Origin of the sequence: Lacibacter sp. H407, assembly GCF_037892605.1 — a bacterium.
GTDB lineage: Bacteria > Bacteroidota > Bacteroidia > Chitinophagales > Chitinophagaceae > Lacibacter.
In genome coordinates, this window is record NZ_JBBKTU010000001.1 from 2550906 (window position 1) to 2564098 (window position 13193).

A 13193-nucleotide genomic window follows, 5' to 3' on the forward strand; every position below is an offset into this window, starting at 1 on the left:
TAGTGAATTTTATTGATATCAAGGCCGCCTCTCAAAAGAGGCGGCCTTTTTCATTAATATTGCAGCCCAATCAGTTAATTTTATCATTCTAATATTCTCATATTATTATGCCATCACTCGAAAACCGTCAGTTCATCGAAATCGAAAAGCCCATTAAGGAATTGGTGGATGAATTAAAGGAGATCCGTCACAGGGCAGAGAAGAATGCAAAAGTGGATTATTCTGCAACTATCCAGCAACTGGAAGAAGGCATTGTTGCAAAACGAAAAGAAATCACACAACATCTCACCAGTTGGCAAAAAGTACAGTTGAGCCGGCATCCCGATCGGCCATATACGCTTAAGTACATCACAAAAATGTGCGACAACTTTGTTGAACTCTATGGCGACCGTGGCGTGAAAGACGACAAGGCAATGGTCGGAGGTTTTGCACAGCTGGACGGCGAAACAGTGATGATCATTGGGCAGCAGAAAGGGATCAATACCAAAATGCGTCAACAACGGAATTTTGGAATGGCCAATCCCGAAGGTTATCGTAAAGCACTTCGCTTGATGAAGCTGGCTGAAAAATTTAATAAACCCGTTATTACATTGATCGATACGCCGGGAGCTTTTCCCGGTCTTGAAGCCGAAGAAAGAGGACAAGGTGAGGCTATTGCACGCAACATTTATGAAATGATCCGGTTGAAGGTGCCGGTTATTTGCGTAGTGATTGGCGAAGGTGCCAGTGGCGGTGCATTAGGAATTGGAGTAGGCGATAAAGTATTGATGATGGAGAATACATGGTACACAGTAATATCACCTGAAAGTTGCAGTTCCATTTTATGGAGAAGCTGGGATAAAAAAGAAATTGCAGCAGAACAATTGAAGCTTACGCCCGACCATATGTACAAATTTGGTATTGTGGATGGCATCATCCCCGAACCGGATGGCGGAGCACATTGGGATTATGACGAAGCGGCTCAAATGCTAAAAAAAGAATTGATCCCCGTGTTGCAACAATTAAAAACAATTTCACCGGAAGATCGCATTAATCAACGCATTGAACGGTATAGTAAGATGGGTTTCTGGGATGAACTTTAAATGATATCAACTTTACAATTATAATTTCCTTTTTTTTATATGAATCTTCAGGATCAATTACGAGGTACAGGTGTTGCTTTGGTTACTCCATTTAAACAGAATATGGAGATCGATTTTGTTGCCCTTGAACGTGTTATCAATTTTGTTATTGATAAAGGTGTTGAATATGTTGTTACGTTAGGAACAACTGGCGAAACACCAACCTTGAGTAAAGATGAAAAACTTGAATTGATCAGGTTTACAAATGAAATTGTTGCCAACAGAGTGCCGGTTGTTGTGGGTATTGGCGGTAACAACACATTATCGATCATTAAGGATCTGGAAACATTTCCATTGGAAAATGCGGCGGCTATATTAAGTGCCAGCCCTTATTATAACAAACCATCACAGGAAGGTATTTACCAGCATTACAAAGCATTGGCTGAGGTAACGCCTAAGCCAATCATTTTATACAATGTGCCCGGACGTACGGGGCGAAATATGTCAGCAGCCACAACCTTGCGGTTAGCCAAAGATTTTGAAATGATCGCAGGTATTAAAGAAGCCAGCGGTGATATGTTGCAAAGCATGCAGATATTGAAAGACAAACCGGCTGATTTTTTAGTTGTGAGTGGCGATGATGGATTGGCAATGCCGCAAATTGCATGTGGTATGGATGGTGTGATCAGCGTTGCGGCAAACTGCCTGCCTTACGAATTCAGTGAAATGGTTCGTTTGTCATTGAAAGGTGATTTTGCCCGAGCAAAACAATTGAATGATCAAATGCTCGAGGCGTACGATTTGTTATTTGCTGAAAATAACCCCGCTGGTGTAAAAGCATTTTTAACTGAATTAGGATTGATCGAAAATAATCTTCGTTTGCCGGTAGTTCCATTAAGCGAGGGTTTACATACATCTGTAAAAAAATACATGGGGCAGCTTACAAATGGTTGAGCATTGCAATAACCATAGTTGGCAAAAACTAAACAAGAAGATACTGTTCTTTTCTGCTGCTGTGTTATTGAGTACTGCATTATTTGCTCAGTATAATGTGAGGATTGAAATACAAAACAGACCTGGTACACATAAAACTGACACACTTTTTATTGCCGGAAATTTTAACGGATGGAACCCCGGCCTTGGCAACTATCGTTTTTCACAATTTGCCAATCAAAACAAACTTGAATTAACTGGCGTTGCGAAGGGTTTGCTCGAATACAAAATAACCCGGGGCTCCTGGACAAAAGTTGAATGTGCTGCCAATGGTACTTCAATTGAAAATCGCATTGCACAAATCAGTTCCGATACTACACTCTATATTAATGTACAAGCATGGGCCGATGATATTCCCGGTCGTCCTCCTGTTTCAACCCGAACAAAAAATGTATTTGTGCTTGATACGGCTTTCTTTATGCCGCAATTGAATCGGAAACGGCGCATCTGGGTGTACCTGCCTGAGAATTATGCATTCTCAAATAAACGATATCCTGTATTATACATGCACGATGGGCAAAACCTATTTGATGCACTTACCTCATCGTTTGGAGAATGGGGAGTTGATGAAATGATGGATACAGTAAAGCTGCGAAAGCAATGCATTATTGTTGGCATCGATCATGGAGATTCAAAGCGATTGACAGAGTATAATCCTTACAAGTCGAGATTTGGTGATGGCGAAGGTGATGCATACGTTGATTTTCTTGTTCAAACGCTGAAACCGCAAATTGATCAACGGTTTCGTACAAAAGCTGATATGGCTAATACGTCTATTGCAGGCAGTTCAATGGGTGGTTTGATTTCGCTGTATGCAGTATTGAAATATCCAGCTGTATTTGGAAACGCAGGAGTGTTTTCGCCGGCTTTCTGGATCGCACCGGAGTTGACAAAAAAAATTGAAAGTATGACAGGCTTCAAGCAAGCGGTATATTTTGTTTGTGGTGAATTGGAAGGCGATCAAATGACAAAAGATATGCGACAGCTTTACCTGTTGTTACAACAAAAAGGACTCAAACGTACCGTCTATAAGCAAGTAAAAGACGGCCAGCATAATGAACGCTTCTGGCAAACAGAAATGGATGACTTTTACGAATGGTTATTTGATCAAACAAGATAAGTAGTTCCTTCAGCTGCCAGTTCTGTATTACTGAACACTTCTCTCGCTTCACTTTCAAATTGTAATAAATTCTCAAACTTTGCTGAAAAATGACCAATGAGTAATTTTTTTGCATTGGCTTTTACTGCAATAGTTGCAGCTTGTTTTGTTGTGGAGTGAAAGCGTTCTGCAGCTTTTTCAACAAGTGCTGCGGGGTATGTGCTTTCATGATACATCAGGTCTGCATCAGCAATGATACTGCACAGGCTTTCATCATAAATTGTATCGGCACAAAATGCATAACTCTTTGGTTTTACATTTTCGATGGTAAGCAATTCATTTTTGATGATCGATCCATCGGCATTTATATGGTCTTCACCATCCTGCAGTTTTTGGTAAGAGGCAGTTGGAATATTGTAAGCAGTTACTTTTTCAATATCAATTTTACGTGCATGTCTTTTTTCTTTTACAACAAACCCCCAGCATTCAATACGATGTTGTGTAGAAAAACATTCTACAGTATAACTTTTTGCATCGAGCAACAATCCCGGTTGTTCAATTGCATGAAATGTAAATGAAAACGGAAGCATTGTGTTGGAGATGCGGAATTGCAGTTCAATAATTTCAATTAATGGAGCAGGGCCGTACACATGTAATGGCTGAATACGACCCAACAAAGCAAAACTGTTCAGCAATCCAATTAAACCAAAATAATGATCACCATGCAGGTGCGATATAAAGATGTGGTTGATGCGGCTACGTTTGATCCGATAGTTCAGGATTTGTATTTGTGTTCCTTCACCACAATCAAACATCAGCAGATCATCAGCTGTTGTAATGATTTGTGAAGTAGGGTGGCGACCAAATGCAGGAATGGCAGAATTATTTCCAAGAATTGTAACAGCCAACATGAACAGAGATAGTTTTGTGGTTAGTAAGTATGTTTTTCAAATGTTAATTTGTTTCTTCTTCATCGCCGAATAATTCCCGTTCGATCTCTTCCATCTGCACAATATCCCAGGCTTCACTTTCGGTAGGTGTGAAATTAATAAGATCAAGCATTTCTTTGTCATCAAAGAATTGCTCCACCTCAGGTTTCATCTCACAGATCACAAAGGAGTATTGTTGTTCATAAAACTCCTGTTGACAGTTGAGCATGGTTTCGGCTATCTGTTGATCCAGCAATGTTACGTTGCCAAGGTTCAACACAACGTTTTTTACTTCCTTTTTCAGGCAGTCAAGCAACAATTGTCTGAATTCTTCTGTCATATTTTCAGAAAGCGCTGTTTCCATGGGTGTTAAAACATGGAATTTCTCCTTGGTATCAATTTTGACAGTCATAGTTTTATTAACAGATAGTGTGTAACTTAAAGCAAACTTCGATCAAAATTATTCGTTATAATTGTAAAAACCGAATATCCATCTATGGATCATAATTTTTCAACACAAGTAAAAGAGATCATTTCGTTCAGCAGGGAAGAAGCGTTGAGGCTTGGAAATGATTTCATCGGAACTGAACATCTCGTTTTAGGGATGATCAGGGAAGGAGAAAACACTGCAATTAAAGTATTAAAAAACCTTCATGTTGACCTCTATGAACTGCGAAAGGAAATTGAACTGGCAGTTAAAGATAAAACAGGAAAGAACATTGCCAACATCAATAGCTTGCCATTAACCAAGCAGGCTGAGAAAGTTATTCGTGTTACGGTACTCGAAGCAAAAGCATTGAAAAGTCCGCAGGTGGAAACAGAACACCTGATGTTATCAATATTAAAAAACAAGGAAAATATCGCTACACAGATTTTGAACCAGTTTGAAATTGATTACGATATTTTCAGAAATGAATTAGGTATGGTAAAATCAAACGATCCCCGTGCCGAGTATGACGATCCCGGCGAAGAAGACTTTGACGACGAAAAGTCGAAGTATTCACAATCACGTTCCAAACAGCAGGCTGGTGCAAAAAGCAAAACACCTGTATTGGATAATTTCGGAAGAGATATAACACGTCTTGCAGAAAACGGCTCATTGGATCCCATTGTTGGTCGTGAAGCAGAAATTGAACGTGTATCTCAAATTCTCTCCCGTCGTAAAAAAAACAACCCTATTCTGATTGGAGAACCTGGTGTTGGTAAAACGGCGATCGTGGAAGGTCTTGCACTTCGTATTGTTCAACGTAAAGTTTCACGTGTGTTATATGATAAGCGTGTAGTATCGCTTGATCTTGCAGCATTGGTGGCTGGTACAAAATACCGTGGTCAGTTCGAAGAGCGGATGAAAGCGATCATGAATGAATTAGAGAAGAACAGAGATGTGATCTTGTTCATTGATGAGATCCATACCATTGTTGGTGCAGGTGGCGCCAGTGGTTCTTTGGATGCTTCAAATATTTTCAAACCGGCGTTGTCAAGAGGTGAATTGCAATGTATTGGTGCATCAACTTTGGACGAATACAGAATGTATATTGAGAAAGATGGTGCATTAGATCGTCGTTTTCAAAAAGTGATCATTGACCCACCAAGTATCGATGAAACCATTCAGATTCTTCATAACATCAAATCGAAGTACGAAGAGTTTCACAATGTTGCTTATAACGATGAAGCCATCAATGCTTGCGTAAAGTTGAGCGATCGTTATATGACCGACAGACTGTTACCCGACAAAGCAATTGATGTGTTGGATGAAGTGGGTGCAAGAGTGCATCTGAAGAATATCAATGTGCCGCAGGAAATTCTTGATCTGGAGAAAAAGATCGAAGACATCAAACTGGAAAAGAATAAAGTGGTGAAGAGTCAGCGCTTTGAAGAAGCTGCTTCACTTCGTGATACCGAGAAGCGATTGGGAGAAGAGTTGGAAAAAGCAAAAGCAAAGTGGGAAGAAGAAAGTAAGCACAAGCGTTATCCAATCGATGAAGAAGCAATTGCTGAAGTCGTAAGTATGATGACAGGTATTCCTGTGAAGCGAATGGTACAGGCTGAGACCGATAAGCTTCGTCGTATGGCTGATGATCTGCAAGGTGCAGTAATTGGTCAGGATGAAGCCATCAGCAAAGTAGTAAAAGCCATTCAGCGTAACAGAGTAGGGTTGAAAGATCCAAAGAAGCCGATCGGTACATTTATATTCCTTGGCCCTACCGGTGTTGGTAAAACCGAATTGGCACGTGCCCTTGCACGTTACATGTTCGATAGTGATGATGCACTGATTCGTATTGATATGAGTGAGTACATGGAAAAATTCACTGTAAGTCGTTTAATTGGTGCACCTCCGGGTTATGTAGGTTATGAAGAAGGTGGTCAATTGACAGAACGTGTTCGTCGTAAACCTTACTCCGTTGTTTTGTTAGATGAAATTGAAAAAGCACATCCGGATATTTACAATATTCTGTTACAGGTGCTGGATGATGGACAATTAACCGATGGCCTTGGACGTAAAGTTGATTTCAAGAATACACTCATTATCATGACATCAAATATTGGTGTTCGCCAATTGAAAGATTTTGGAGAGGGTGTAGGTTTTGCCACAGCAACCCGTATGCAGAATGCCGATGAGAATAACAAAGCGGTGATTGAAAAAGCATTGAAGAAAACCTTCTCACCTGAATTCCTGAACAGGATCGATGATGTAATGATCTTCAACTCACTTACTAGAGATCATATCTTCCGCATCATTGATATATTGATGAAAGGAGTAAGTGCACGGTTGAAAAACCTTGGCTTTGCTCTTGAGCTCACGGAAGAAGCGAAGGAATTTATTTCTGATAAAGGGTATGATGCACAGTTTGGTGCCCGTCCGTTGCACAGAGCTATCCAGAAGTATTTGGAAGATCCGTTAGCAGAGGAAATTTTGAACATGAATATTAAAGATGGAGATGTGTTGATTGCTGATCTTGATAAAGAAAATCAGATCATTAAATTCACATTCAAAGAAAAAGCGAAAAAATCAGCGAAGTCATCAGAGGCATAAGGGTTGCCAACCTTAGAACGCAGAATTTACGTATTCACATTAATTTAAAAGGTTGGCAACCTTAACCAAACCCCGCTTATTCAGCGGGGTTTTTTAATTAGTTTTGCCCGGTGGAACAAACTAAGAAGATTACAATTGCCATTGATGGGTGGTCCAGTTGTGGTAAAAGCACACTGGCAAAACAGTTAGCCAAGGAACTTGGATATATATATATAGATAGCGGAGCCATGTACCGGGCCATTACACTTTATTTTCTGAGGAATCACATTGACTGGACCAGTGAAGAAGAGGTGAAGGAAGCGTTGAACGATATTGAATTAGAGTTTAAGCCCAATAGCCAAACCGGTGCATCTGAAATATACCTCAATGGTGAGAACATTGAATATGTAATTCGGGACCTGGTGGTTGCTGAGAAGGTAAGTGATGTGGCTGCAATTGCTGCTGTTCGCTCATTTGCCGTGGAGCGGCAACAGCAAATGGGTGCTGGGAAAGGAATTGTAATGGATGGGCGAGATATTGGCACCACGGTTTTCCCATCAGCAGAGCTGAAAATATTCATGACGGCCGATAATGCAGTGCGGGTAGAGCGCCGATTTAAAGAATTGTATGAGAAAAACCCAAATATTACCATTGAAGAAGTAAAGGCGAATCTTGAAATGCGGGACTACATCGATTCACACCGTGAGGTGAGTCCTTTGCAAAAAGCAACTGATGCCATTGTAATTGATAATACTGATATCACCCCTCAGCAGCAATTGCAAGTTGCCCTTAAGTATGTAAGGATGAAGCAGTAAAGTGAGAGACTGGTATCCTCCTGCGAAAAATATTTTTCACAAAAGCTTTGCTAATTCAAAACCAACCTCTATCTTCGTCTTCTATCTGATCCTCATATCCGACTAACCTCCCCTTAAATCCGTTCATCCGAACAATCCAATTTTTTCTGAATCTAATTTAATTTCTGGTTATACTGTCCATCTTCCTGTGATGAGCTATGTCGTTTTACGGCACAGTAATCACTATATCCTCCATTGAATTGCTTTTTCAAAAGGTGTCCTTTGAACCGCCAATCTATTTTTTACCTCTAAACCTTTTTTATGAAAAAGTTTTTACTCTCTTCGGTTTTAATGTTGGCGATAATTTTATCGTCTAATGCTCAGGTTATTGAAAGTTTTAATGGCGGTGTTTTGCCGACCGGATGGGATGTTGCACAGGGAATGCAAGTTACTTCCTACAACAATCCAGACAATAATTGTGCAAGTGATTTTGGGTTATTAACTCCTGGTGTCGGCGGAAATAATCCAGCTAAAGTTTTGACTCCATCGGTTGCATATACTGTGGCTTCATCCTTTGTAAATGCGGGTTTTACAATTTACATTTTTGACTCAAATCTTAAATGTGAAAGTAAAAAAGATCTTCCATGCGTAACTTTCGTAAAAGTATATTTGGTGAAACCAACATGGACAAGCGCATCAATTCCACCCGCAAGTGAAATTTACAATGAAAGTCAAGTGCAGATTGTACAGGCAAATACTGCAAATATTCTTGTAGTCCCTTCCACGAATGTCCCGGTAGGAGGTAGCTATCGTGTGTTGTATGATTTCAGTGTTGCTGACAACTGCAATCAGAATGGCACAAAATATATTTTAGATGAGTTCAAAGTTATCACTACTGTTGATGGTCCGCTGCCAGTAACTTTGAAAAATTTCAATGCAGTTCAACGTAGCAGTAAAGTAAGCCTTACTTGGGAAACTTCAACTGAGCTGAATAATGATGGTTTTGAAATTGAGCGTCGTATTGGTGCTGGTGCTTATCAAAAAATTGCATTCGTAGATTCAAAAGCTCCGGGCGGAAATGGCGCAGAGTTTTCATATTCTTTTGAAGACAACACTGTATTGCCAAAAGGAGTTTCTTACTACCGCTTACGTCAGGTTGATTTTGATGGCCGTGCTACATATAGCGAAATTAAAGCTGTAAGAACAGGCAATGGTGCAATCATCCTTTCAGTATATCCAAACCCAAGTCGTGGAACTGTAAATGTTGCAATTCCTGATGGTATTGGTACGTTTGATGTTTCAGTTGATGACTTTACAGGAAAATCAGTGCAACGTTTCAGTGGATTAACTTCACGTAACATGCAGCTGAATAATTTGAAACCAGGTATGTACATGTTGCGTGTAAGCATTCGTGCAACTGGTGAAACGATCACAGAAAGAATTGCAGTGCAATAAAATACGGGACAGGAAAAACCAGATAAGATAAAGACAAAAGGAAAGCCTCACGCAAGTGAGGCTTTTTGCTTTTATTTAAAAAATTATTTTAGAAATAGCTTGCTTATATAAATATTCACTGCTATTTTTACAGCCTAATCTACTCTCCATCCTACGAACACCTTTCCATTAATTTCTTCATCCTACGACTAACCTGAAATTTTTTACAAGACTCATTTTCAGCCGAACTATTAGTTGTTAAGTATTCCAAGCTTCCTTTGAATTATCTGAATCTTTTTAGATAAAGTTGCTATTCACCTATATCCCAATGATTAACTTTTTCAAAAGGTGTCCTTCGAATAACCTCTGATTTTTTTCACCTCAAAAAACCTTTTTATGAAAAAGTTTTTACAATTCATTTCTTTCTTTGTTATTGCTTTGACATTATCGAACGTTACTATTGCACAGTGTGATGTTCAGAACCCAACAACTTCTGACATTCGATTGACACAGGTAAATGCAAATTGCGAGGTTTTGATTGATGTAATTTTTGATCTTCAAACCAATTCTGGAAACAAGTTTACCTTTTTTCATGTTTGGACGGAATCTCAGTTTCCTCAAACGATTGTTTCTAACGTTTATGGAATTACGTGTGGAGTAACCAATAACCAAACGCCGGCTAAAGATCCACCAACTAAGGTGGGTGGAAATGCAGCAGGTATGTTGAACAATTCGTTTATAAATTTCGGATTTAACGTTGATCTAGTTACAAGTACTCCGGCTGCTACAGGTATTTTTACCACTTATGGGCCTGATGGAAGCGTATTAATGAACGCTACATCTGGAGACCCTAATAACCCTACTCTGATCTCAAAAAATACATCACCACTTGGGTCAGGTTATGTTCGTGTTACGATCCAAAATTTAAAATTTACAATTCCAAATTATCTATGTGGAAGTAATTTGCTTGCTGTAAAATCGTTCGTTTGGGCAAGTAACAGCAATGCAGCTAGTTCAAAAGCACAATGCTATTTTTGCGGAAATCGTCAGGTATATGGTGACCCGGCAATTTCAGGTTCAGTTAACTGCACTAATCCAAGAACCTATAATGTATTTATTGATTCGAAATTTGAAAACCCACTTGGTACAGCTGCTACGATTAGCGGAACATACAACGTGTTTATTGACGATAACAGAAATGGATTAGTCGATCCCACTGAAGAAGCGAATTTAAAAATTACAAACACTCCAAAAAACTTTACAACATCTTTGGCCGGAGCTCCGTCTGGTTTTACAAGCAGATTTACTGCATTTAACCAGCCTTATGAAGGGGTTGTGCTGGGATTGGGAGATGAGAAGTCAACTGATCCGCTGATTGTCCGAGTTACCGTAACTACTGTTGGGTATTCAGGAAATATTGAAGGTAGTCTGTTTAACAGTTGCGCCACACTTCCTGTTTCTTTAAAAAGTTTTAATGCTACTCAAAGAAATAATAAGGCATTCTTAACATGGGAAACTGATCAGGAAAGCAATAATGATGGTTTTGAAGTTGAGCGAAGAAGTGCTGGCAACAGTCAATACCAAAAAATTGCATTTGTTGATTCTAAAGCTCCAAACGGAACTGGTACTGCTGTTTATTCATACAGTTTTGATGATAACCTTACATTATCAAAAGGTGTAACATACTATCGGTTACGTCAGGTTGATCTGGATGGGCGTGTTACTTACAGTGAAATAAAAGCTGTAAGAGCCGGTAACAGTAATCTGGTTATTTCAATTTATCCTAACCCAAGCCGTGGTACAGCGAATGTTGCTATTCCTGAAGGTTCAGGTAAGATGGATGTTTCATTAGATGATTACACTGGTAAATCTATTCAACGCTGGAACGGTATCAGCGTTCGTAATCTGCAAATCAATAACATGAAGCCAGGTATTTATATGTTGCGTATTAACCTGCGTGAAAGCGGCGAAATTATTACTGAGCGAATCGTAGTTCAATAAATAGTTCTTTGGACAGGAAAAACCAGATAAAACCGAAGAAGAAGAGGCCTCCGAAAGGGGGCTTCTTCGTTTTTCTGCCAGAGTGATAACTGTCAGCTTTTAAAGTGATTCTTCTAACCCGTATCATTGTTTTTACCATCTTACGCTACATATCTTTATCAAAATAAGTGACATGCAACATCTACTCCACGCTACTGGTTTCTGATAGTCCGGCGTAATCAAAAAAAAGAACAGTAGCTCAAACCATCTTACAACAAGCCGGAATTCTTCAACTTCTAAACTGTTCTTTATGAAAAAGAATTTACTCCTGTTATTGCTGTTGGTATTAATGCCTTGGTATAACATGATATCTGCACAATGTAACGTAACAAATGTGGTTGTCAGCAACGTTCGTTCCAATCCTTATGGTCCTGATAGTATGATGTACACGATCGATTTGCAATTTAATGCCTCTGTAAATAATGGTAACAAGGATATATGGCTGCACATGTGGAGGGAGAGTGATTATCCTTCAGTACCAATGGAGCGGTATAATTGTACCGGTAATCAAAGTGTAGCCCCGACCCCTTCAACTTTTACACAAGCCAATACTCATCTGGATGTGTTGGACAAAGCCTTTCTTACATTTGGATTCGATGATAACGCCATTAATCGTGATGTTCCCGGAACAGCCGGCATTTTTACTGCTTACCATTATGACCCTGCGGTTTTTCCGAATTCTCAGGGAACCACTATTTACAGAGTTGCCCATGCTACAGACCCCAACGTAGACCATATCTATGTTGAGAATCTCACATTTGTAGTAAGTAATGGAGTAATTGATTTTCTACAGGTAAGGGCATTCAGCTGGTCTACAGTTGGCGACAACAGGCCGCAATGTTGGGGCTGTGGTCAAACATTTGTAGTAGGTGATCCAAATGTGTCCGGTACAGTAAACTGCACCAGTCCAAGAACATACAACATCAACATTCAAAGTAAGTTTGATGATGTAACAATTCCCGGTATTCAAACAATTACAGGTAGTTATCGTTTGTATATTGACGTTGATCGTAATGAGTTGCTCAATGAAGAGACCGACATACTGGTACAAACAAGCACAAACTTTACAACTGCATTGGTACCGGGCACAGTTCGTCCGGGTTTCCAAAGTGCATATGTAGCGTCTCTCTTACCATTTAATAATTATGTTTACACAGTTGGAGATACAAATCAAACGAAAAATTTGATTGCATTGGTGAACGTAACAACTCCCGGTTACATCGGTGCAGGTACAACCGGTATTCTTGTGAACCCTTGTGCCCCATTACCGGTAACTATCACAAGCTTTTCTGCAATTGCACATTCAAGTAAAGTGAAACTAACGTGGGAAACTGCGCAGGAATTTAATTTCAGCGGATATGATGTTGAAAGAAAAGCTGGTAACGGAAATTTTACAAGCATTGGATTTGTGCAGGCAAGAGCAATGGAAGGTGAAAGAGCTTCTTATCAATTTACAGATGCCAATCTGCCTTCAGGCGAAGTGCTGTTGTATCGTTTACGTTTGTTAGACAAAGACGGCAGCTTTACTTACAGTGATGTGAAAGCGATTCGCAACAATGCGAAAAAACTGTTGGTAGCCATTTATCCAAATCCAACAAAAGGTATGTTCACAATCGCAGTTCCTGCCGATGCCGGTTTGTATGATATGATTCTTACAGATTATAGTGGACGAATGATTAGAGTAGAACGTTCTTTAAGAATTCAGTCCTTCCAAGTAAATAAACTTTTACCAGGCGTTTATATGTTGAAGATATGGTTCCGTGAAACAGGCGAAACTGTTACAGAGAGAGTAATCGTTCAATAAGAACGGAGAGGTTGATTGAGATTGCG

At 39.6% G+C, this 13193-nt stretch carries 10 protein-coding genes; 8 read left to right on the top strand and 2 right to left on the bottom strand.

Annotated elements, in window-relative coordinates; genetic code table 11:
* Nucleotides 1-107: 107 nt before the first annotated feature.
* From WG989_RS11150 to WG989_RS11160, 3 genes are all read left to right on the top strand, one after another.
* Nucleotides 108-1082: an acetyl-CoA carboxylase carboxyltransferase subunit alpha gene (locus tag WG989_RS11150; RefSeq protein ID WP_340429456.1), complete on the top strand. Its 975-nt coding sequence runs from the start codon at nt 108-110 to the stop codon at nt 1080-1082.
* A 39-nt stretch (nt 1083-1121) separates the two neighbouring features.
* Nucleotides 1122-2015 carry a 4-hydroxy-tetrahydrodipicolinate synthase gene (gene dapA / locus WG989_RS11155; RefSeq protein ID WP_340429458.1) on the top strand — a complete coding sequence of 298 codons (894 nt, stop codon included), beginning with the start codon at nt 1122-1124 and terminating at the stop codon, nt 2013-2015.
* Nucleotides 2016-2112: 97 nt separating this feature from the next.
* Nucleotides 2113-3174 carry an alpha/beta hydrolase gene (locus WG989_RS11160; protein ID WP_340429459.1) on the top strand — a complete coding sequence of 354 codons (1062 nt, stop codon included), beginning with the start codon at nt 2113-2115 and terminating at the stop codon, nt 3172-3174.
* Here the strand turns inward: WG989_RS11160 and WG989_RS11165 are convergent.
* A complete protein-coding gene (locus WG989_RS11165; protein ID WP_340429460.1) occupies nt 3162-4064 on the bottom strand; it encodes a ribonuclease Z in 903 nt (300 codons plus the stop codon). The genes WG989_RS11160 and WG989_RS11165 overlap by 13 nt on opposite strands.
* A 43-nt stretch (nt 4065-4107) precedes the next feature.
* The gene (locus tag WG989_RS11170; protein ID WP_340429461.1) at nt 4108-4494 is read right to left on the bottom strand and encodes an STAS domain-containing protein; all 387 of its coding nucleotides are present in this window, start codon (nt 4492-4494) and stop codon (nt 4108-4110) included.
* An 84-nt stretch (nt 4495-4578) separates the two neighbouring features.
* On the opposite strand from WG989_RS11170, the gene WG989_RS11175 reads away from it, so the two are divergent.
* From WG989_RS11175 to WG989_RS11195, 5 genes are all read left to right on the top strand, one after another.
* Entirely contained in the window at nt 4579-7116 is a 2538-nt protein-coding gene (locus WG989_RS11175) for an ATP-dependent Clp protease ATP-binding subunit (protein ID WP_340429462.1), read from the top strand.
* Between the two features lie 110 nt (nt 7117-7226).
* A complete protein-coding gene (gene cmk / locus WG989_RS11180; protein ID WP_340429464.1) occupies nt 7227-7910 on the top strand; it encodes a (d)CMP kinase in 684 nt (227 codons plus the stop codon).
* Between the two features lie 300 nt (nt 7911-8210).
* A complete protein-coding gene (locus WG989_RS11185) occupies nt 8211-9344 on the top strand; it encodes a T9SS type A sorting domain-containing protein (RefSeq protein ID WP_340429465.1) in 1134 nt (377 codons plus the stop codon).
* A gap of 375 nt (nt 9345-9719) precedes the next feature.
* On the top strand, nt 9720-11324 hold the full coding sequence (locus tag WG989_RS11190) for a T9SS type A sorting domain-containing protein (RefSeq protein WP_340429466.1): 1605 nt from the start codon (nt 9720-9722) through the stop codon (nt 11322-11324).
* A 289-nt stretch (nt 11325-11613) separates the two neighbouring features.
* Nucleotides 11614-13167 carry a T9SS type A sorting domain-containing protein gene (locus WG989_RS11195; protein WP_340429467.1) on the top strand — a complete coding sequence of 518 codons (1554 nt, stop codon included), beginning with the start codon at nt 11614-11616 and terminating at the stop codon, nt 13165-13167.
* Nucleotides 13168-13193: the final 26 nt, after the last annotated feature.